The organism is Pseudomonas abyssi (assembly GCF_002307495.1).
GTDB lineage: Bacteria > Pseudomonadota > Gammaproteobacteria > Pseudomonadales > Pseudomonadaceae > Halopseudomonas > Halopseudomonas abyssi.
The window spans coordinates 43,454-65,682 of the sequence record NZ_NTMR01000026.1; the positions used below are offsets into that span (position 1 = coordinate 43,454).

The 22,229-nt window shown below is 60.7% G+C and carries 17 protein-coding genes; 11 read left to right on the forward strand and 6 right to left on the reverse strand.

The genetic code is table 11. From position 1 onward, the window contains the following. Positions 1-131: 131 nt before the first annotated feature. Entirely contained in the window at positions 132-2,708 is a 2,577-nt protein-coding gene (locus CNQ84_RS16835; protein ID WP_096006002.1) for a hybrid sensor histidine kinase/response regulator, read from the forward strand. A gap of 22 nt (positions 2,709-2,730) precedes the next feature. On the opposite strand, the gene tpx is transcribed toward CNQ84_RS16835, so the two are convergent. The 3 genes from tpx to CNQ84_RS16850 all read right to left on the reverse strand — a co-directional run bounded on the left by tpx (position 2,731) and on the right by CNQ84_RS16850 (position 8,711). Further along, the gene (gene tpx / locus CNQ84_RS16840; RefSeq protein WP_096006003.1) at positions 2,731-3,228 is read right to left on the reverse strand and encodes a thiol peroxidase; all 498 of its coding nucleotides are present in this window, start codon (positions 3,226-3,228) and stop codon (positions 2,731-2,733) included. An 81-nt stretch (positions 3,229-3,309) separates the two neighbouring features. Beyond that, the gene (locus CNQ84_RS16845) at positions 3,310-7,008 is read right to left on the reverse strand and encodes a translocation/assembly module TamB domain-containing protein (protein WP_096006004.1); all 3,699 of its coding nucleotides are present in this window, start codon (positions 7,006-7,008) and stop codon (positions 3,310-3,312) included. Beyond that, a complete protein-coding gene (locus CNQ84_RS16850) occupies positions 7,005-8,711 on the reverse strand; it encodes an autotransporter assembly complex protein TamA (protein ID WP_096006005.1) in 1,707 nt (568 codons plus the stop codon). Before CNQ84_RS16850 ends, CNQ84_RS16845 begins: the two co-directional genes overlap by 4 nt. Positions 8,712-8,844: 133 nt before the next feature. Here CNQ84_RS16850 and xthA point away from each other — a divergent pair, with 133 nt between their 5' ends. Next, positions 8,845-9,660 (forward strand): exodeoxyribonuclease III, encoded by an 816-nt coding sequence (gene xthA / locus CNQ84_RS16855; RefSeq protein ID WP_096006006.1) that lies wholly within the window; start codon positions 8,845-8,847, stop codon positions 9,658-9,660. A gap of 57 nt (positions 9,661-9,717) precedes the next feature. Here xthA and clpA read toward each other — a convergent pair whose 3' ends face one another. Continuing rightward, on the reverse strand, positions 9,718-11,985 hold the full coding sequence (clpA, locus tag CNQ84_RS16860; protein ID WP_096006007.1) for an ATP-dependent Clp protease ATP-binding subunit ClpA: 2,268 nt from the start codon (positions 11,983-11,985) through the stop codon (positions 9,718-9,720). Between the two features lie 33 nt (positions 11,986-12,018). Then, entirely contained in the window at positions 12,019-12,372 is a 354-nt protein-coding gene (gene clpS / locus CNQ84_RS16865; RefSeq protein WP_407920673.1) for an ATP-dependent Clp protease adapter ClpS, read from the reverse strand. 232 nt (positions 12,373-12,604) lie between these two features. Between clpS and cspD the strand changes: the two genes are divergently transcribed. Further along, positions 12,605-12,871 carry a cold shock domain-containing protein CspD gene (gene cspD, locus CNQ84_RS16870; protein ID WP_096006009.1) on the forward strand — a complete coding sequence of 89 codons (267 nt, stop codon included), beginning with the start codon at positions 12,605-12,607 and terminating at the stop codon, positions 12,869-12,871. A 99-nt stretch (positions 12,872-12,970) separates the two neighbouring features. On the opposite strand, the gene icd is transcribed toward cspD, so the two are convergent. Next, positions 12,971-14,227, reverse strand: a complete 1,257-nt coding sequence (gene icd, locus CNQ84_RS16875; protein WP_096006010.1) for an NADP-dependent isocitrate dehydrogenase — start codon at positions 14,225-14,227, stop codon at positions 12,971-12,973. A gap of 330 nt (positions 14,228-14,557) precedes the next feature. Between icd and CNQ84_RS16880 the strand changes: the two genes are divergently transcribed. The 8 genes from CNQ84_RS16880 to CNQ84_RS16915 all read left to right on the forward strand — a co-directional run bounded on the left by CNQ84_RS16880 (position 14,558) and on the right by CNQ84_RS16915 (position 22,090). Beyond that, complete coding sequence (locus CNQ84_RS16880) at positions 14,558-14,992, forward strand: NUDIX hydrolase (RefSeq protein ID WP_096006011.1); 435 nt, start codon at positions 14,558-14,560, stop codon at positions 14,990-14,992. A gap of 1 nt (position 14,993) precedes the next feature. Then, entirely contained in the window at positions 14,994-16,118 is a 1,125-nt protein-coding gene (gene mnmA / locus CNQ84_RS16885; protein ID WP_096006012.1) for a tRNA 2-thiouridine(34) synthase MnmA, read from the forward strand. Beyond that, positions 16,115-16,735 (forward strand): high frequency lysogenization protein HflD, encoded by a 621-nt coding sequence (hflD, locus tag CNQ84_RS16890; RefSeq protein WP_096006013.1) that lies wholly within the window; start codon positions 16,115-16,117, stop codon positions 16,733-16,735. The genes mnmA and hflD overlap by 4 nt, the downstream gene beginning before the upstream one ends. After that, positions 16,728-17,618, forward strand: a complete 891-nt coding sequence (locus CNQ84_RS16895; RefSeq protein WP_245841456.1) for a DMT family transporter — start codon at positions 16,728-16,730, stop codon at positions 17,616-17,618. The genes hflD and CNQ84_RS16895 overlap by 8 nt, the downstream gene beginning before the upstream one ends. A gap of 36 nt (positions 17,619-17,654) precedes the next feature. Then, a complete protein-coding gene (purB, locus tag CNQ84_RS16900) occupies positions 17,655-19,025 on the forward strand; it encodes an adenylosuccinate lyase (protein WP_096006015.1) in 1,371 nt (456 codons plus the stop codon). Positions 19,026-19,102: 77 nt separating this feature from the next. Beyond that, entirely contained in the window at positions 19,103-20,275 is a 1,173-nt protein-coding gene (locus CNQ84_RS16905) for a ribosomal protein uL16 3-hydroxylase (RefSeq protein ID WP_096006016.1), read from the forward strand. Continuing rightward, positions 20,268-21,272 (forward strand): GNAT family N-acetyltransferase, encoded by a 1,005-nt coding sequence (locus tag CNQ84_RS21175; RefSeq protein WP_096006017.1) that lies wholly within the window; start codon positions 20,268-20,270, stop codon positions 21,270-21,272. Before CNQ84_RS16905 ends, CNQ84_RS21175 begins: the two co-directional genes overlap by 8 nt. After that, positions 21,269-22,090, forward strand: a complete 822-nt coding sequence (locus tag CNQ84_RS16915) for a secretin N-terminal domain-containing protein (RefSeq protein ID WP_096006018.1) — start codon at positions 21,269-21,271, stop codon at positions 22,088-22,090. The genes CNQ84_RS21175 and CNQ84_RS16915 overlap by 4 nt, the downstream gene beginning before the upstream one ends. Positions 22,091-22,229 lie beyond the last annotated feature (139 nt).

Below are 22,229 nucleotides of genomic sequence, written 5' to 3' on the forward strand. Positions count from 1 at the left end.
GCATATCAACATATAAACAGGATGAATCAACATCTGGCACCTCACAGCGGCAGAATCTTCTGCAGACAGCGCCTCAGACATCTATCATAGGGACAACCCATCGTCCGACAGCTATAGACGCCGCTATACCTATGCCAGAAACCCCTGCTACTTCCTCCCCATCTCCAGGCCGCGCCATCGTCAGCCAAAAAAACAGTATTGCCTGGTTTGTTGCCGCGCTGGCGCTGCTGGCCACAGTGCTGTTCTGGCAGTATCAAAGCGAGCGGGAGCAGGAGGCTGCGAGCAGGGAATTCACTCTCCTCACCGACGATATTGCGGTTGCCATCCGCAAACGCATGCTCAACCACGAACAGATACTCCTGGGCGGCGCGGGTCTGATGGATGCAAGCGGTCGGGTCTCGCGGGTTGAATGGCGGGTCATGGTCGAACGCCTGAGGCTGTCCGAGAACTACCCTGGCATTCTTGGCGTCGGTTACGCCCAGGCCGTTGCACCAGAAGGGCTTGAGGAGTTTGAAGAGCGCGTCCGTGCAGAAGGGTTTCCGGACTTTCAGGTGCACCCTGTCGGCCCACGTCCTTTTTACACATCCATTCTGTTTCTGGAGCCATTCCGAGACCGCAACCTCGCCGCATTCGGGTACGACATGTTCTCCGAGCCTGTGCGTCGAGCCGCCATGCAGGCCGCCGCTGAAAGTGGCCACACTCGGATGACCGGGCCCGTCCGCCTGCTGCAGGAAACCCACGGCGAGGTGCAGGCGGGCATTCTTATGTACACGCCGATCTATCATCGTGGTGCGCCGCTCGATACCCCGGCACAACGTCAGCGCGCCCTGCGCGGCTTTGTCTACAGCCCCTACCGCATGGGTGATCTGCTGGAAGGCATCCTTGGCTCACGTACGCCGGGCGTACGTTATCGGATTACCGACACCGAGACCGGCCTGGATTTTCCACAGCTGTACAGCGACCTGACTCCAGCCAGCGCCGAAGCGGCCTACCAACGCACCCATGACCTTCATCTGTACGGTCGCAATTGGCGCCTTGAGTTTGTCAGCACCCCCAGCTTTGAGCGTGCCTCCGGGCCCAGCCCATGGATTCTGCTGATCGGCATGGCGAGCGCCCTGCTGCTATTTGCCCTAGCGTCCATGCTGGTGCTGCGGCGCGAGCAGGCGGAGCGCATTGCCCACCAGATGACCCGACGATTGCGCGCAAGTAACGAAGCCCTGCGCCAGAGCGAAGAACGCAAGCGTCTGGCGCTTCAGGGCAGCAATGACGGCTGGTGGGATGTGGACATGCAGAACTGGCACTTCCTGGCCTCCGACCGCGCCTGGGAAATTATCGGCTACCCGCCACAAGACGCGGCGCAATCGCTGCACCGCTGGCAATCGGTACTGGCGCCCCAGGCACGTCATCAACTGATCAGCTCGCTGCGTGACGTGATGCAGTCCCAGAAGGACACCTTCGCCGAAGAAACCCGCCTTACCCATCAAACCGGTCACAGCACTCCCGTTCTGCTGCGCGGCATTGTGCAGCGCGATGAAGACGGCAAGGCGCTGCGCGCTAGCGGTACCATGCAGGACCTGACTGAAGCCAAGCGTGTGGAGCAGCTTAAGAGCCAGTTCGTATCGACCGTCAGCCACGAGTTGCGCACCCCGCTGACCTCAATCTCCGGCGCCCTGGCCATCGTCAACAGTGGCAGCCTGGGCCCGGTACCCGAGGCAATGCAACGCATGCTGGAAATCGCCCAGGACAACAGCCAACGCCTCAATTTGCTGATCAACGACCTGCTCGACATGGAAAAGCTGGCCGCCGGCAAGATGCAGTTTGAGATGCGCCCCTGCCCCCTCACCGAGCTGATCGATGAGGCGCTAACCGCCAACCAGGCCTTTGCTGCCAGCCGCGACGTTTCCCTGCAGCGCCAGGGCGATAGCGCCTGCTGGGTTCGCGTCGACAGCATGCGCATGCACCAGATACTTAACAACTACCTGTCCAACGCGATCAAGTTTTCACCAGCCGGGGGTGTCATCACGGTCGAGACCGAGCTTGATGGCGGGCACGTCACTATTAACGTGATTGATCAGGGCGACGGCATCCCCCTGGCATTTCAGGAGCAGATCTTCAGCAAATTTGCGCAGGCTGACAGCTCCGACCGTCGTCAGCAGGCTGGCACCGGGCTGGGCCTGGCGATCACCCGTGAACTGGCGCACCAGATGGACGGCGAAGTCGGCTTCAGCTCGTTGCCGGGGCACGGCGCGACCTTCTGGCTACGCCTGCCGGTAGAAGCCGCCGAAGACCAACCCGCCCACGTGTCAGACCCCGCTGCCGAGCGCGCCGTCCTGGTGGTTGACGACGACCCGATGATCGCCGAGTTTGTCGCCCTGGTCGTTCGCCGCGCCGGCTATATTCCAACCACCGCGACCAGTGTGGCCCAGGCCCGCAGCTGTCTGCAGGAGCACAGCTATACCGCTTTGCTGACCGACCTGCGCCTGCAGGACGGCCACGGCCTTACACTGATACGGGATCTGCGCACGGATCCGGCATCGGCGGCATTACCGATTCTGGTGATATCTGCGTACTGCGAAGAAGGTCAACGCCTGCTGCACAACGGCAGTGCGGACCCTGCGCTGGCGTGGCTGGACAAGCCGGTAGATGAGAAGAAACTGGTGAGCGTGCTGGAAGAGTTGTTGACGCGCTGCAGAGCGACAGCCGGCTGAGCAGCCGTCGCCCCGTGCCCGCTTAGAGTGCTGCGAGAGCTGCGTCGTAGTTCGGCTCCTGGCCGATCTCGCTGACCAGTTCGCTGTGCAGAACCTTGTCGTCTTCATCCAGTACCACAACCGCCCGTGCAGTCAGACCAGCCAGCGGGCCATTCTCGATATCCACACCGTAATCACGGACAAACTCGCGGCCACGCATGGTGGACAGGTTAACCACGTTCTCCAGGCCCTCGGCACCGCAGAAACGTGCCTGGGCAAAAGGCAGATCAGCAGAGATGCACAGTACAACGGTGTTGTTCAGTGCGCTGGCCTTGCTGTTGAAGGTACGTACCGAGGTGGCGCAGGTTGGCGTATCAACGCTGGGGAAGATGTTCAGGATTTTGCGCTTGCCGGTCAGGCTGGCGAGGCTGACGTCGGACAGATCCTTGGCAACCAGAGTGAAGGCCGGAGCGCTGTCGCCCTTGGCAGGAAACTGGCCACCAACAGAAATAGGATTACCGCGCAAAGTGACGCTAGACATGATGACTCCTTGAACGTGCCGTAGCACGCAATGGGTGTGGGTACTGATGACAGACTCGGCTGCAGCCCTGCCGGGCTGCATTCAGAAGTCGATACGATAGAAGAAATCGAGCGAGCTGGCAAAGCCGCTGACGGCCTCCAGATACAGGCGCCGGGTCAGCTCGTAGCGCAGCGCCAACTGGTTGGCCGGTTCAAATACACCAACGCCGTAGCGCACGCTCAACTTGTCGGTAATGCTGCCGCTGGCGACCACCTGGGTTTCGTTACCACTGCCCTCGGCCTCGACGGCAAAATCCTCAAGCCCCAGCGCATTACCGATGCCACGGGTGATGGGTGCGCCACCGGCCAGCCCAAGCCCGAGCGCCGCCTGAGCCAGCAGGTTGTTATCACCTTCCTCGCCCAGTGGCCGCCCGAGCACCAAGTAAGACATGGCCTCTTGCTGTGACATACCGGGCTCCGAGAACACCTCAGACGTCGGGCTGGCGGCATTGCCGGTGATCCGCAGACCAGCGATGACGTCATCCACCCGGCGAATGGCCTCGACATTCAGGTACGGCTGACTTATAGGCCCGGAGAACAGCAGCAGCGCGCGACGCAGCTCCAGCTCCTGCCCCAGCCGGCGGAACTTGCCATCCAGGATCTGCAAATCGCCATTGGCGGTGAGGTTCTCCTGTACCTCCAACTGGCCTTTCAAGCGCCCGCGTAAACCAAAGGCGCTCAGGCGCAACTGATCGCCGATGTTCAGCTTGACCCGGGCAGTGATACCTAGCGCCGCGTCTTGTTCTGCTGCTTCCTGCCCGACAATCACCACGTCCGGCGACACGGTCACCGCGCTTGCCGGCAGTTCTCGCACGCGGATATCCCCTTCGGGAATCGCCAGCTCACCACCCACATGCAGGTTGTTGTCACGCAGGGTAATTGCCAGATCAGGTGCAACCTGCAGCTGGGCGTAGGGTTCCACGTTCACCGGCAAGGCGCTGCCGCGCAGCTGCAAATCAACGTCCAGCGGCGCCCAACCGACCTGCCCCGACAGCGTACCCTGACCCTGCTCGCCACTGGTCCAGCGGCTATCGACCTGGGCATTGGTGCCGTCGATACGAATATCGGTCTGCAGTTGCTCCAGACTGATGGGCAGGTTACGGCCGGCCACCAGCCCGTCACGCAGACTCAGAACACCACTGACGACCGGCTGGCTCAATACACCAGACAAGCTGCCAGAGCCGTTCAGCGTCAGCTGCAGTTCATCCACATCCGGCAGCATGGGGCGCAGGAAATCCAGCTTCAGGTCGCTCAACTGATAATCACCCGAGAGTGTCTGCGCCCCAGCAGGGTCGGCGATATCGGCGTTTACCGCCAACTGACCAATGATCTCGCTGCTCAGGCGCACTTCAGCTTGCGCTGTGCGGTCCTGCAGACGGGTATCGACAGAGAGCTGCTGGTAGGGAAAGTCGAGCAGCTCCTGATCATCACGCACCTGGATGACACCGTTTTCACTGCTCACCGTTACCTGACCGACTGGCGCGCGACCCAGCGTCTGAGTGAGTTCCACCTGGCCGTTAAGCAGCCCCTGCCAACGCAAGTCATCCGGCAGCCAGGGTTGCAGCTCGGCCAGATCAAAGTCATTCAGACTGAGGTCTACCTTGCGCTCGGGCATCAGGGTTTGCTGGCCGTTGAAACACAGACTGGCAGAGGCTTGCTGCCAGCAATGACCGGATAACTGCAGCCGCCCATAGCCCAGGCGATAGTCGATATCAGCGCTCTGCTGAAGCACCAGCTGGAACTGCTCGTAGCCAAGCTCGCCGCGCGTCAGGGTACCGCGCCAGGCCGTATCGTCCAGTGCACCGCCCAACGCCAGGTCGGCGTCAGCCACCCCGTTTTGCAGGGACAGCAGCAGTTCGTGTGCAGCGCGGCGGCCCCGCAGGGTCAGCTGCAGGTCACCCAGCTGAGTATCATCGCTGCGTATACCCTGACCAGTAACCGCCAGGTTCAGCGGCAACTGCTCGTTCAGCGTGGTGTTAGCGTCTAGGTTTAGGCTTTCCACCTGCAGGCCATCCAGGCCGACGCCTGCGCCGCGCAGCACGCTGGCCAGTTGCGGCGCGGCACTGTCACCACCAAGCTGCAGGTAGCCACCAAGGCTGCCCTTGAGGCCCGGCCAGAGGGTGGCGAGGTTATCCAGCTGCAGATCAAAACGCCCATCGACCCGCTCGCCCCAGCGCGCCCGGCCATCAATGCTGTTGGCGCCCTGGCGCACCCGCAGTTGCTGCAGCAACCAGTCGTTTTGCAGTTTCTCCAACCGCCCGGACAACGCCAGCGGCTGCTGGCGCAGGCTGCCGCTGATATCCCAGTCCGCTTCCAGGCGCAGTTGCTCACCCTGCAGCTGGCCACGGCTGTTCAGCTGGCCGTTGAGGTCGCCAGGCAGCGCCGCAACAAATACCGCAGGGTCAATACCCTGCAGCTGGAAGCGCCCGCCCCAGCTCACTGCAGGCTCCAGCGTCAGGTCCACCTCGCCATTGGCCTGACCGGCGGCGGTCAGTATCTCCAACGGCGTGACACGAAGCTGCTGCTGGTTACCGGCCACGCCAGCCTTGAGGTTCACCTGCTGACCTGCGACACCGGTCAGGCGTGCCTGCAGGTCCGCTTTCAGCTCCTCACCACGCAGCTGCGCAACCATCGCCAATTGCTGCAGCGACACCTCACCGGTATCAACGGGATACAGCCATTGCCAGGGGAATGCATCCAGAGCCAACTCCCCGTTTGCCTCCAGTGTCTGCTGCCAGCTGGCATCGGCCTGCAGAGCGAAGCGGCGCGCGGGTGCATCGGCAACGTGCATCTGCACAGCCAGCAACGGCACACCCGTGGTGGTCACCTCGCCGTCAACTTCAAGCAGCACAGTACCGCCATCACCGGGCAGGCTGGCGGTGGACTGCAGCAGGTAGCCCTCCTCCAGGTTACCCAGCAACTGCAGCTGCCAGTTATTGAGCGTCAGGGAGGCAGGCAAACTGCCGAGGGCCAGAAACGGCTCGCCCTGCCAGCGCAGATCAACCGGGATGCCCGGCTCGTACAGGTTGGCGCTGGCGTTCAGCTTACCCGGCAGATAGCCTCGACTACTGGCGCGCAGCTCCAGCTCACGCAGGGTGCCGCTGGCCCGCGCCTGCAAGGCCCAGTCGCGGCCATCCACCGGTGGCAGATTCAGGTCGGCGGTCAACTCCAGCGGCCAGTCATCGCGCGTCTGCACACTGCCGTAAAGCTGCCAGTCCAGTTGCGGGCCGATGCCGGAAAAACGCTCGATAACCAGCTGATCGCCGCTGCCGCGTGCAACCAGATCAACATCGCTGAGCAGCGCGGTTTCGCCGTCAAGCGACAGCTCGCCCAGATGCACCTCGCCCAGCTCCAACCCCAAGGGCAGCTGTACTGCCGGCAGGCTGAGCGGTTCGCTGCTTTGCGTCTCTTCGGCCGGCTGACTGACGACCACGATACGCTCCACCGTCAGCCGATCAATGCACAGCGTCTTGCCGAACAGGCACGACGGACTCCAGCGCAGCGAGGCGGCATCCACCCGCAAATCCAGCGCCGGATCGCGCCAGGCAATAAGGGAGAAGTCCCATCCGTGCCAGAAATCGCCGCCTTCAAAGCCTAGAGTCAGGCGTGGTTCCAGCGCTTCGGCTTTGGCAAACAGCCAGCGGTTGACGCCCTCGCTGGCCAGCAAAAAGCCCAGCAAGACCGGAATCATCGCCAGAATAAACAAGCCACGGACAAGCGCCCGAACCAGAAAACGGGTCACAGCTCAGGCCCCATGGAAAAGTGAATCTTGTATCCCTCGTCAGGGTCGGACAATGACCTGGCCAGGTCTACCCGTATCGGCCCGATTGGCGATACCCAGCGCACGCCGATACCCACACTCGTCTTCAAAGGATCGGTCAGCGAGTCAATGGCATTACCGTAATCGACAAAGGTCGCTGCCCGCCACTTGTCGATAAACTCGTACTGGTACTCGGCCGTGCTGGCGATCAAATAGCGTCCGCCAACCGTATCGCCGGTGCTATCGACCGGCGACAGGGTCTGATAGTCATAACCACGGATGCTCTGATCACCACCGGCAAAAAAGCGCAATGAGGGTGGAATACTAGAAAAATCGTTGGTTGCCACCGCGCCCAGCGCCAGACGGCCAAACAGGCGATGATTGTCAAAGGCAGTGTAAAGCCCCTTCACCTGCCCCATCACCCGGGCAAAATCCACGGTCGACAGAACACCCTCCTTGGCACCCTGAACATCCACCAGCATGCTGTAGCCCCGCGAGGGATCGACGCCGCCGGTAGCCTGGGTACGCTGTAGCACCAGACTGGGAATCAATAACGTGGAATTGCCGGAGTCATCGCCCAGCGAGAAGATTTCGTGCTGCAGCCGCAGACCAATGGTGCGCTGCCAGCCGCTTGCCAAACGGGTGTTGAGCTCGGCGCCGACTGCCAGGCTACGGGTCTCGACGTCGTCGATATCCTCATGCTGCCAACCAACAAAGTAGCGCAGATTGTTGTCCAGCGGCGGATCCAGCGGCACCTGGTAGAACGCAGTAACGTTCTGGCGAGGTATGGATAGTTCCATACTGGCACCGCGGCTATGGCCCTTGGGGTTAACCCAGTGCTGGTCCCAGGTGAGCTTGCCACGCACCCCGACATCGGTCGAGTAACCACCGCCCAAACCCAACGAGTGCGGGTCGCGCTCGGTGATTTCAACCTGCACCGGAACGTCCTGGCCATTCGCCCGATCCGCCGGGGCGGTCACCAGCACGCCATTGAAGTAGCCACTGGATAGCAAATCCTGATTCAGCTGGCCAACCAGGTCAGCGTCATAGGGCACGCCCGGTTCAAACGGCACCATGCGCGCCAGAAGCTCGGGGTCAAAAATGGTCTCGGAGAAATTCACCTGCCCCAGACGGTAGCGCGGGCCGGTGTCGTACTGGATATGGATGTCGGCGATATTGCGTTCAGGATCAACCCGCAGCTCACGCTTGAGATACTGCCCCTCAAAGTAGCCGTAACGTAGCGCCTGATTGTTGATCTGCGATTTGACCGTTTCGTAGCGTCCGTGATGCAGCACCGCGCCGGGCTGCAGCATCGCTGCGCTGGGCAGCAAAAAGGCATCGGTACCACGCCCAGCGCCCAGAATATCGATATTCACCTCGCCCAACCGGACCGGCTCACCCAGCTCGACTCTCAGCGTCAGAACGGGGTCATCGCCATCACCACTGATACTCAGCTCGTTACGTGAGTGGTAATAGCCAAGGGCCTGGGCCGCCAGTGTCGCCTGCTGATCGATATGCCGAAACTGGCGTTCCAGCGCCTGCGGGCTGTCGCCTTCAACTACGCCGACATAGGCTTCAATGTTCTCGCGCACAGATTTCTTTGCCGGCACTACCGTGACCTTCAGACTGGCCTGCGCGCCCGCAGCAACCAGCAGCAGACAGATCAAAACTATTGCGCGCCCCATGAGCTCCTTCCCGGCAAAATCAGCAGGCGAATGCTAACACGTTCCCATTGGCATCGCCGTGCTCAAGGGCAGGCTTTTGCGGTACTCTTGCCGCTCTCAGTCGCTAGAAAGTCACTCAAGAACGGACCTAACCATGAAGATCGTATCCTTTAATATCAACGGCCTGCGCGCACGCCCTCACCAACTGAAAGAAGTGGTGGACCGGCACTCGCCCGAGGTCATCGGTCTGCAAGAGACCAAGGTCGACGATCCTCAGTTCCCGCTGGCCGACCTCGAGGCCCTCGGTTATCACGTTGCCTTCCACGGCCAGAAAGGACACTACGGCGTGGCGCTGCTGACACGTCAGCAACCGCTGTGGGTACGCAAGGGCTTCCCGGGCGACGCCGACGATGCCCAGCGTCGCATGATCAGTGCCGCAGTACCCTGCGCCGACGGTGAACCACTGATTGTCTTCAATGGCTACTTTCCTCAGGGTGAAAGCCGCGACCACCCCATCAAATTCCCCGCCAAGGAGAAGTTCTACGCCGACCTGCAAGCGCACCTGGAGGCCGACTTCAACCCTGAGCAGCGCATTGCCATTATCGGCGACATGAACATCTCCGATACCGACGCCGATATCGGTATCGGCGCCGACAATGCCAAGCGCTGGCTGCGCACCGGCAAATGCAGCTTCCTGCCGGAGGAGCGCGCCTGGCTGCAACGTCTGAAAGACTGGGGGCTGATCGACAGCTACCGCCACCTGCACCCGGAAACGGCCGATCGCTTCAGCTGGTTTGATTACCGTAGCCGCGGCTTTGAAGACGACCCCAAACGTGGCCTGCGTATCGACCTTATCCTGGCAAGCAAGGCGCTGGCCGAGCGCTGCCTGGAAAGTGGTATCGACTACGACATCCGCAGCATGGAAAAGCCCTCCGATCACGCGCCCATCTGGACCCGCTTCGACCTCTAGAAACAAAAACGGCGCGCCCCATACAGAGCGCGCCGTTGCGTTACGCGAGAGGTGCAATCAAGCCATCTCGGCTTCCGGCACCTCGATTTCCAGCTCACCGTCACGCAGCGTCACATGGACGGTACCGCCCTGCTCCGCCAACTCCCCAAACAGGATCTGCTCGGCCAGCGGCCGCTTGATTTTGTCCTGGATCAGCCGTGCCATAGGGCGGGCCCCCATCATCGGGTCGTAGCCGTGCTCGGCCAACCAGTTACGCGCCTCCTCGTCTACATCCAGCAGCACATGCTTGTCTTCCAGCTGGGCCTGCAGTTCGGTGAGGAACTTGTCGACCACGAACTTGATGCTTTCGTGAGTCAGACGGCCAAACTGAATGATGGCATCAAGACGATTGCGGAACTCCGGCGTAAAGGCCTTCTTGATGATCTCCATGCCATCGGTGCTGTGGTCCTGCTGAGTGAAGCCGATTGATGCACGCGTCATGGTTTCGGCGCCCGCGTTGGTGGTCATCACGATGATCACGTTGCGGAAATCCGCCTTGCGGCCGTTGTTGTCGGTCAGCGTGCCGTGATCCATCACCTGCAGCAGCAGGTTGAAGACTTCCGGGTGCGCCTTCTCGATTTCATCGAGCAGCAGCACGCAGTGCGGGCTCTTGGTCACCGCCTCGGTCAGCAAACCACCCTGATCAAAACCGACGTAGCCCGGAGGCGCGCCAATCAGACGGGAGACGGTGTGCCGCTCCATGTACTCGGACATGTCAAAGCGCAGCAGCTCAACGCCCAGGCTCTTGGCCAGCTGTCGCGTGACCTCGGTCTTGCCCACACCGGTCGGGCCGGCGAACAGGAAAGAACCCACCGGCTTGTCGGCCGATTTCAGGCCCGCGCGCGACAGTTTGATCGCCGTTGACAGCGCTTCGATGGCCCCATCCTGGCCAAAGACCACCAGCTTCAGATCGCGCTCCAGGTTCTTCAGCAGTTCCTTGTCGCTGGAGGAGACGTGCTTGGGCGGAATGCGCGCAATCTTGGCGACAATGGCCTCCACTTCGGCCACATCAATAAATTCCGGACGATTCTCCGGCAGCTGTAGCCGTTGATAGGCGCCCGCCTCATCAATCACATCAATCGCCTTGTCAGGCATATGCCGGTCATTGATATAACGGCTAGCCAGCTCCGCTGCCACCTTAAGTGCCTCGTCGGTGTAGCGAATGCCATGGTGCTCCTCAAAGCGGCTCTTCAGCCCTTTAAGAATCTGGATGGTATCGCTGACTGACGGCTCAACCACGTCAACCTTCTGGAAGCGACGTGCCAGGGCGCGATCCTTCTCGAAGATCCCGCGAAACTCCTGGAAGGTGGTCGAGCCGATGCAGCGAATCTCGCCGGACGACAGCAGCGGCTTGAGCAGGTTGGAGGCGTCCATCACACCACCGGAGGCGGCGCCCGCGCCAATGATCGTGTGAATTTCGTCGATAAACAGAATGGCCTGCGGGCGCTTTTTCAGCGCCTTGAGCAACGCCTTGAAACGCTTCTCGAAGTCACCGCGGTATTTGGTACCGGCCAGCAACGCGCCCAGATCAAGCGAATACACCACCGCCTCGGACAGGGTGTCGGGCACCTCGCCATCAACGATGCGCTTGGCCAGCCCCTCGGCGATCGCCGTTTTACCCACGCCGGCCTCACCGACCAGCAGCGGATTGTTCTTGCGCCGACGCATCAGGATCTGCGCCACGCGCTCTACCTCAGAGGCGCGCCCAACCAGCGGGTCAATGCGCCCCTTGCGCGCCTGTTCATTGAGATTACTGGCGTAACTTTCGAGCGGGTTGCTGGCGGTAGCGCCTTCACCGCCCTCTTCCTCGATGCTGTCTTGCTCTTCGTTCAGTTGCTCGGCATCGCTTTGCACCTTGGAGATGCCGTGGGAGATGAAGTTGACGATATCGATGCGGGCAATCTGCTGCTGCTTGAGGAAGAAAACCGCCTGACTTTCCTGCTCGCTGAAGATCGCGACCAGCACATTCGCGCCGCTGACTTCCCCCTTGCCAGAGCTTTGTACATGGAATACAGCACGTTGCAGTACGCGCTGAAAGCCCAGCGTCGGCTGGGTTTCACGCTCCTGATCCTGCTTGGGAATCAGCGGCGTGGTGGAATCAATAAATTCAGTCAGTTCGCGGCGCAGGCGCTCCAGGTCAGCGCCGCAGGCGTTGAGCACATCCACCGCAGCCTGGTTGTCCAGCAGAGCCAGCAGCAGATGTTCGACGGTCATGAACTCATGACGCTTGTTGCGCGCTTCCTTGAACGCCAGATTCAGGGTGATCTCGAGATCTCTGTTGAGCATGTTGCCACCTCGTATGCGATGCAAATCGCCTTGTTACGCTTCCCGTTCAATCTGACACATCAACGGGTGCTGGCATTCCCTCGCGTATTCATTTACTTCTGCCGCCTTGGTCTCGGCAATGTCACGGGTATAAATACCGCAAACCGCTCTGCCCTCAGTATGCACTTTCAGCATGATCTGCGTGGCACTTTCACGGTTATGTGAAAAAAATCGCTCCAGCACCTCCACAACAAAGTCCATCGGAGTGTAGTCATCGTTAAGCATGATGACCTTGTAGCGTGACGGTGGCTTGAGCTGGGGTTTGCTGGTCTCGACCGCAAGGCCGTGATCATCACCTTGCTCAGGCTCAGCCGGCCCTTGCTGTAAGGTTAGTTGAAAATCCGTCATTGAAAACATCTGCACATTCACTGGTTGGGAGAGCCGATCACCTGCACCGCTTATCGCAAAACTGCGCACTGGGACACAGGATTTCCGGACCTGGCTTGACTTGCTCTGAATCACTGTTAAAAGTGTAAAGGTGCGCGACTGACCAGTCATCAAATACATGCACAATGACCTTGCGGTCAGTCCGGAGCGCGACACACTCACATGAAGTGACAGGCTATCAGAGGGATGCAGTATGGAGAACGGTAAGGTCAAATGGTTCAACAACGCCAAGGGTTATGGGTTTATCGTAGCCGACGGCCGGGACGAGGACCTCTTTGCGCATTATTCAGCCATCCATATGGACGGCTATAAAACGCTCAAGGCCGGGCAACCGGTTCAATTCGACATCATCCAGGGTCCCAAGGGGCTGCACGCCATCAACATTCAATCGCAAGCGGAACACGCTAGCAAGAAAGCGGATGAAATTGAAGGCGCCACTGCCAGCTACGCGCATCAATAGCGGCGCCTGATAACGGCGGTGCCAGACACAACAAAGCCGGCGATAGCCGGCTTTGTTGTATGCAATGCCAAAACGGGCTGCAGCGCAGCCCATCAGCAATTACATGGCACCGATGACGTCGTCGCCAAACTCGGAGCACTTGCGCAGGGTAGCACCGTCCATCAGACGCTCGAAGTCGTAGGTGACAGTCTTGTTGGCGATCGCACCATTGACACCCTTGATGATCAGATCAGCCGCCTCAACCCAGCCCATGTGGCGGAGCATCATTTCGGCAGACAGGATCACCGAACCCGGGTTGACCTTGTCCTGACCGGCGTACTTCGGAGCAGTACCGTGGGTCGCTTCGAACATGGCAACGGAGTCGGACAGGTTGGCACCCGGAGCGATACCGATACCACCCACTTCGGCAGCCAGCGCGTCGGACAGGTAGTCACCGTTCAGGTTCAGGGTAGCGATCACGTCGTACTCGGCCGGACGCAGCAGGATCTGCTGCAGCATGGCGTCAGCGATCACGTCCTTGACGATGACGTTCTTGCCGGTATTCGGGTTCTTGAACTGCATCCACGGGCCGCCGTCCAGCAACTCTGCGCCAAACTCGTCGCGCGCCACTTCGTAACCCCAGTCTTTGAAGGCACCTTCGGTGAACTTCATGATGTTGCCCTTGTGAACCAGGGTCAGGGAGTCACGGTCGTTATCGACAGTGTATTGCAGGGCCTGGCGAACCAGACGCTTGGTGCCGGCTTCGGAGACAGGCTTGATGCCGATACCGCACATGTCGGTGAAGCGGATCTTCTTGACGCCCATTTCTTCGGTCAGGAACTTGATGACCTTCTCGGCTTCCGGCGTACCGGCTTTCCACTCAACACCGGCGTAGATGTCTTCGGAGTTCTCGCGGAAGATGACCATGTCGACGTCACCCGGCTTCTTGACCGGGCTCGGCACGCCTTCGAACCAGCGCACCGGACGTTGGCAAACATACAGATCCAGCTCTTGGCGCAGCGCGACGTTCAGCGAGCGGATACCACCGCCTACCGGCGTGGTCAGCGGGCCTTTGATGGAAACAACATACTCTTTAACGGCGTCCAGCGTTTCAGCCGGCAGCCAGGTGTCCTGATCGTAAACCTGGGTGGCTTTCTCACCGGCATAGACTTCCATCCAGGAAATCTTGCGCTTACCGGCGTAGGCCTTCTCAATCGCCGCGTCGACGACTTTGATCATGACCGGGGAAATGTCGTAACCGATTCCGTCGCCCTCGATGAAGGGGATGATCGGATTATCGGGTACGTTCAGGGAAAGGTCGGCATTAACGGTAATTTTGTCGCCGCTGGCCGGCACCTGGATCTTTTGGTATCCCATCTTTGACTCCGTTTGTGTTGTCGTTGCACTGACAGCGTCGAGGGAGGATAACCCTCGCCGCGCCATTGAATACGGATTTTCAGCGGCGTTATTGTTGTAGTTTTCCTACAGATTGTCACGCACTTTTGTCTACAACTGTCCCGCCTGGCTACTTAACACCCCATTCGGCACACCCATCAGGGGTGATTCAGAAAAAATATGTAGTAACACTACAATTCGCACTACACGCACAACCAATCAGCATCCTAGTCGCTTTCTCCGGCTTTACCAAAGCCAGCTTCACCGCCCGAACGCTTTGCGCTACCCTATCGCACCTGCCGAGGAGTCGCGATGCGCTTTTTACCCCACGTCACCGTCGCCACCATCGTCGAGCATCAGTCTCGCTTCCTGATGGTCGAGGAAAAACGTGACGGACGTATTGTGCTAAATCAACCTGCAGGCCATCTCGAGGCCGACGAAACCCTGTTGCAAGCCGCCAGACGGGAAACCCTCGAGGAAACCGCCTGGCACGTCGAACTGGGGGCCGTCATTGGCATCTACCTGTTTCAGGCCGCCAACGGTGAAACCTATCAGCGCGTCTGCTTTAGCGCCAAGCCTATCAGCCATGATGCAGACAGACCGCTGGACGAAGGTATTATTCGTGCCCGCTGGATGACCCTGGACGAGATTGTCGACAATAGCGCCCAGCTGCGCAGCCATCTGGTTGCCGACTGCATTCGCGACTACCTGAACAAACCGCACTACTCACTGGATCTGATTCGCTGACATGTCTACCCAGACCACCACGCCCAACTCCGAAATTCGCGTTATCGTCGGCATGTCCGGCGGCGTTGACTCCTCCGTCTCTGCGGCCCTGCTGCTGGAACAGGGCTATCAGGTTGAAGGCCTGTTCATGAAGAACTGGGACGAGGACGACGGCACCGAATACTGCACCGCCAAGGAAGACCTGGCCGATGCGCAGGCCGTGAGTGACCGGCTGGGTATCAAGCTGCATACCGCCAATTTCGCGGCCGAGTACTGGGACAATGTGTTCGAACACTTCCTGGAAGAATACAAGGCTGGCCGCACGCCCAACCCGGACATCCTTTGCAACCGCGAGATCAAGTTCAAGGCGTTCCTCGACTACGCCCTGAGCCTGGGTGCCGACCTGATTGCGACCGGGCATTACGTGCGCCGGGGCGAACGCGACGGCCAGACGGTATTGTTGCGCGGCATCGACAACAACAAGGACCAGAGCTACTTTCTGCATGCCGTCGGCGCCGAGCAGATCGCACGCACGCTATTTCCCGTCGGCGAGCTGGAAAAGCCGGAAGTCCGCCGCATCGCCGAGCGCTATGAGCTGGCCACAGCCCGCAAGAAAGATTCCACCGGCATCTGCTTCATTGGCGAGCGCCGCTTCAGCGACTTTCTCAAGCAATACCTGCCAGCCCAACCCGGCGAGATCGAGACCACCGATGGCACCGTGATCGGCCGCCACGTCGGCCTCATGTATCACACCATCGGCCAGCGCCAGGGTCTGGGTATCGGCGGCCTGCAAGGCGCCAGTGACGACCCCTGGTATGTGTTGAGAAAGGACCTGACCCGCAACGTGCTCGTGGTCGGCCAGGGCAACAACCACCCTTGGCTGTTTTCCGATGCGCTGACCTGCTCGTCCATCTACTGGGTCAATGAGCTGGATGTGACTGAGCCGCTGCGCCTGACCGCCAAGGTGCGCTACCGTCAGGCTGACCAAGCCTGCACCCTAGAAAAAACGCCCCACGGCTATCTGGTGCGCTTTGACGAACCGCAACGCGCCGTTACCCCAGGACAATCACTGGTTCTCTACCACAACGATATCTGCCTGGGCGGCGGCGTGATCGAGACCGCTATCGCCAGCGAGGCCGCCGCGTGAGCCAGCTTACCGATCAGGTCATCGCCTTGGGCGCTACCTTTGAAGCCGGGTTACAGGTTGATCAACTGGCGCGCAGTGGCAAGCTGAGCGAAGGCCCCGGCAGCTGCCTGGTGGCCAGCATCCTGAACCGCTCCCCCGATCGCGTAGTGGATGTGTACGGCGGCAGCCCGCACCAGATCCGCCGCGGCCTGCAAGCACTGGAAGCGATGCTGGAGCGCGATACCGCTGCACTCCAGCGCGATGCCCTGCGCTACGTAATGAACCTGCTGACCCTGCAGCGCCAACTGGCCAAGCGTGACGACATGCTGCAGGTGCTGGGCCAGCGTATCGCCCAGGCAGAACACCAGGTCGAGCATTTCGGCCTGTTGCACGACAACGTCATGGCCTCGCTGGGCAGCACCTACCAGGACACCATCAGTACCCTGCGCCTGCGCATCCAGGTTCACGGCGACATGCGCCACCTGCAGCAACCGGAGGTGGCCAACCGGGTCCGCACCCTGCTACTGGCCGGCATCCGCTCCGCCACGCTGTGGCGGCAGTTGGGTGGGCACCGCTGGCAACTGCTGCTACAGCGTCGCAAGCTGCTGGATGCCACGCGCGCGGTGCTGCGTGGTTGAGAGCGTCCGCCTCGACCAACCGCGCCGCGGCGCACTGCTGCTGGCCCTTTCCGGGCTGCTGTTCGCCATCATGGGCGTGCTCATTCGCGAGGTCTCGACCGGCGTCAACAACGAGACGGTGGTTTTTGCCCGCAACCTGATTGGCGTTTTCTACTTTCTGCCGCTGATGCTGATCCGAGGCATTGCCCCGTTCCGCACCCGGCGCCTGGGCAGCCACTTTCTGCGCACCTTTTACGGCCTGGGTGCGATGTACTGCTTCTTCTACGCGATTGCCCACCTGCCGCTGGCAGATGCCATGGTGTTTACCTATGCCGCGCCGGTATTCACACCCGTGCTGGCCTGGTGGTGGCTGAAGGAAAGCCTGACCGGACGCATGATGCTGTCCGTCGCCATTGGCTTTGTCGGTGTCATTCTGGTCGCCAAACCCACCGGCGCCCTGTTTGACCCAAAAGCGCTGGCGGGTGTCGCTGCCAGCCTGCTCGCCGCCTGCGCCTTCGTATCGATTCGCGCCATGAGCGACAGCGAGCCGGCGACCCGCATCGTCTTCTACTTTGCCAGTTTCTCCACGCTGCTCTCGGCCATTCCGCTGCTATGGGCCTATCAGCCGCTGACGCTGCCGCAACTCGGCCTGCTGACTGCAATCGGCATTGTGGCTACCACCAGCCAACTGGTGATGTCCCGGGCCTATGCCCTGGCTCCGCCGGGCAAAATTGGCCCGCTGAGCTATCTCGCCATTGTCTTTTCCGGCGCCTTCGCCTGGGTCTTGTGGGACGAACTGCCGGGCTGGTCCTCCTGGCTGGGCGCCGGACTGATTTTTGCCGCCAGTCTGCTCAGCCTGTATCTGCCGGCAAAGCCGGGCAAAACGCCGCGCGCTGGTGTATGATTTGGCCCTTTTCCGCCAGCCCTTGACGAGAGAACTATGCAACTGACTTCCCTGACCGCCGTATCCCCGGTTGATGGCCGCTATGGCAGCAAAACCGCCGCCCTGCGCCCTATTTTCAGTGAATACGGCCTGATCCGTTTCCGCGTTCAGGTAGAGGTCCGCTGGCTGCAGTGTCTGGCCGCGCACCCAGGCATCAGCGAAGTTGCTCCGTTCTCCGACGCCGCCAATGCCATCCTCGACCGCCTGGCCGAAGACTTTGACCTGGCACACGCCGAGCGCATCAAGGAAATCGAGCGCACCACCAACCATGACGTCAAGGCGGTCGAATACCTGCTCAAAGAGCAGGCCGAACAGCTCGACGAGCTGAAGCAGGTCAGCGAGTTCATCCACTTTGCCTGCACCTCCGAGGACATCAACAACCTGTCCCACGCGCTGATGCTGCGCAGCGGCCGCGATGAGGTGATTCTGCCGCTGATGCGCCAGGTAGCCGATGCCATCCGCGCACTGGCCAAGCAGTACGCCAATGTGCCCATGCTCTCGCGCACCCACGGCCAGCCCGCCTCCCCGACCACCCTCGGCAAGGAACTGGCCAACGTGGTCTATCGCCTGGAGCGCCAGATTGCGCAAGTCGAGAGCATTCCCCTGTTGGGCAAGATCAACGGTGCCGTCGGCAACTACAACGCCCACCTGTCCGCGTACCCGGCAGTCGACTGGGAGGCCAACGCCAAACAGTTCATCGAACAGACCCTGGGCCTGCAATTCAACCCGTACACCACTCAGATCGAGCCGCACGACTACATCGCCGAGCTGTTCGATGCGGTCGCTCGCTTCAACACCATCCTGATCGACTTTGATCGCGATATCTGGGGCTACATCTCGCTGGGCTACTTCAAGCAGAAGACCGTTGCAGGTGAAATCGGCTCCTCGACCATGCCGCACAAGGTCAACCCGATCGACTTCGAAAACTCCGAAGGCAACCTCGGCATCGCCAACGCGATCATGCAGCACCTGGCCAGCAAACTGCCGATCTCCCGCTGGCAACGTGACCTGACGGACTCCACCGTCCTGCGTAATCTAGGCGTTGGTTTTGCCCACAGCGTCATCGCCTACGAAGCCTCGCTCAAGGGCATCGGCAAGCTGGAACTCAACGCCGCACGCCTGGCTGACGATCTGAACAACTGCTGGGAAGTGCTGGCGGAGCCGATTCAAACCGTGATGCGTCGCTTCGGTGTGTCCAACCCCTACGAGAAGCTCAAAGAGCTGACGCGCGGCAAGGGCATCACCCCTGACGCACTGCTGGCCTTCGTTGACAGCCTGGAGATCCCGGATGATGCCAAGGCCGAACTCAAGGCCCTGACCCCGGCCACCTATATTGGTAACGCAGTAGCCCAGGCCGAGCGTATCTGACCCACGCCGGCCAACGCCGCCACCCTGCCCCACAGCGCCCGGATCTGCCGGGCGCTGTCCATTCTGGAGCCAGAAAGATGACCATTGAATTCGACTCGCTGTTTGGTGATATCGGTGTCGATCGCTTCCTCGCCGAATACTGGCAGCGCAAACCGCTGCTGATTCGTCAGGCCATTCCCGGTTTCGAAAGCCCGATTGAGCCCAACGAGCTGGCCGGCCTGTCGCTCGAAGAAGAAGTCGAGTCACGCATTATTCTCAAAGAGGGCTCGCACCCCTGGGAGCTGCGCCAAGGACCCTTCCCGGACGACACCTACCAGCAACTCCCTGAGCGTGACTGGACGCTGCTGGTGCAGGCAGTCGACCAGTTTGTGCCCGAAGTCGCCGACCTGTTGGCTCAGTTCCGTTTTCTGCCCAGCTGGCGCGTGGACGACATCATGATCAGCTACGCCACACCCGGCGGCGGCGTTGGCCCGCACTATGACAACTACGACGTGTTTCTGCTGCAGGGCCACGGTAAGCGCCGCTGGCGCATCGGCCAGCAGTGCAGCGAGGACAGCCCGCTGCTGGAGAACCCGGACCTGCGCATCCTGGCTGAATTCGACTGCCAGGATGAGCGGGTACTGGAGCCCGGCGACATGCTGTACATCCCGCCGGGTGTCGCCCACGACGGTGTCGCCGAAACCGACTGCATGACCTACTCCATCGGCTTTCGCGCCCCCAGTCACGCCGAGATACTGGTCCATTTCACCGACTATCTGGCTCACCACCTGAGTGACGATCAGCGCTACGGCGATGCCGGTGTCAACCGTCCGTCGGATCCTGCAGCCATTGATCCTGCAGCAATAGACCGCCTGCAACAAAGCGTCCTGCGCCTGGTCTCAGACAAGGAGGCATTGGCAACCTGGTTTGGCCGCCACATGACCGAAGCCAAGTATCCGGAGCTGGCACAGGCCTACGCCGGTGAACCGGAGCCGCTGGCGGATTTGCTCAATGCCGGCATTGGCCTCGAACCCAACCCGGCGGTGCGCCTGGCGTACTGGGAAGCGGCAGATGGCAGCTTGCGGTTATTTGCCAACGGCGAGCACTGCGCGGTAGGTCCGGCCCTGCTGCCGCTGGTTCAGCTAATCTGTAACCAACGCTACCTGCCAGCCGAACTGCTGCTTGGCTGGACACAGGAAGAGGACGCCCAGCAATTACTGGAACAGCTGGTCGCGAAAGGCTTTTTGTTAATGGAGAGACAGGATGAATGACGTCTTTGTTACCACTGCCGACTGGCGCACAGGCAAAGCCCTGCGCGACATACGTCAGCGGGTATTCATTGACGAACAACAGGTTCCCGAGGACCTGGAGTGGGACGCGCTGGATGAAACAGCCACCCACTTCCTTCTGTATCGAGCAGAGCAGCCGGTCGGCACCGGCCGCCTGCTCGCCGACGGCCACATCGGCCGAATCGCCATCCTTCCAGAGCATCGCGGCGCCGGGCTGGGCGACCAGTTGATGCGCGCCATCATCGAGCACGCCCAAGCCCAAGGAATGGATGAGCTGTTGCTCAGCGCCCAGACCCACGCCATTGCGTTTTATCAGCGGCTGGGCTTCAGCGTCTGCTCTGACGTGTATTTGGACGCCGGGATTGATCATCAGGACATGTGCTGGCAAGCCCGCGATCAGGTACAAGCGCCGCTGCTCGACATTGAATTTGTTTCCCCCGGGCGCTTCAGCATACTCAACCCGGACACAGACTCGGAAGCGCCGGCCCGCTACCCCGACGACGATCCGGCACTGACCCCGCTGAATGAAAGCAATGCCCAGTCGCTGCTAAGCGAGCTGGTAACAGGCTGTCGCCAGCAGTTGCTGGTATTCGCCCCGGAGCAAGCCGCCTGGCTGTTTCAGCGCCGCGACTTCATCCGCGCCTGCGAAGCACTTATTGCTCGCAACCCCAAAGCGCAGATACGGTTCCTGCTGCAGAGCGTTGACCCGGCGTTCCTCTCCGGGCACACGCCAGTCGCCCTGGCGCATCGTTTCCCCAGTCTGTGCCAGGTGAAACGCCAGCACCCTGACCTGCCGCTCCAGGCCCAGGTACAGGTCATCAGCGACGACCGCGGATTTCTCATGTTGCCCAAGGCGCGTCAGCGCGACGGCTTCGTAAGGCACGACAGCCCCGATCAGGCCAAACGCTGGGGTGATCGTTTCGACGAACTTTGGGCCAGCAGCCAAACCGACCCGGCACTGAGGAGGTTTCTACTGTGAAGTCAGGCATACTCAAACTGCTGTGCTGGATGACGCTCTCGATCGCCACCCTGATCGCCAACGCCGCCCCAACCACCGAGGTTGTGCCGCTTGGCTACAACATGGCCGAGAATATCATCCCCGCCATCCAACCGATGTTGCAGTCCAACGAGCGCGTGTCGGCCTACGGCAACCAGTTGCTGATACGCGCCGAGCCGCAACGCATCGACGAGATCAAGGCTCTGGTCGCCCGGCTCGACACACAGCCCTCACGGTTGATGATCAGTGTTGCCAACACCGGCAGCAGCAGCGGCAGTACTGGCGGCTACCGGGTTGACGGCAGAATCGACACCGGGCCAGCCGACATCATCATTGGCGATCCCAACAACCGCGGCAACAGCGCACGTATCATCAACCGGCGCACCTACGGCAGCAACGACGGCGTACGTCAGATCATGGCCAGCGAAGGCTACCCGGTATTGATTCAAGGTGGGCAAAGCGTGCCGATTACCACGACGACCACCAACGTCTACGGCCAAGTCATCGAGCAAACCCAGTACCAGGACGTGACCCAAGGCTTCTACGCTACGGTGCAACTGAGCGGCGATATGGCGACCATCACACTCAGCGCCAACAACAACCGCCTTAACAGCCGCCGCCAGGGCGTGATTGACGTGCAGCAGGCCGACACCGTGGTCACCGCGCCACTGGGCCAATGGGTCACCGTTGGGGGGCTCGACGACGCCTCATCGGGGCGCGACAGCGACATCGGGCGACGCATCAGCACGCAACGCAGCGACAGCGGTTCGATTCGCCTGAAAGTTGACCGCGTAGACTGACGCGTCATTTGTCGAACGTTGTAGTGCCAACCAAAAAACACTACATGCGGCATTGACTTATCCCAGTCGAAGTCCCATCATTGCCCTCGCTCCCGCTAGCCAGAGACCTCAAGGTCTCCGCTTCGCACCCATACCAACG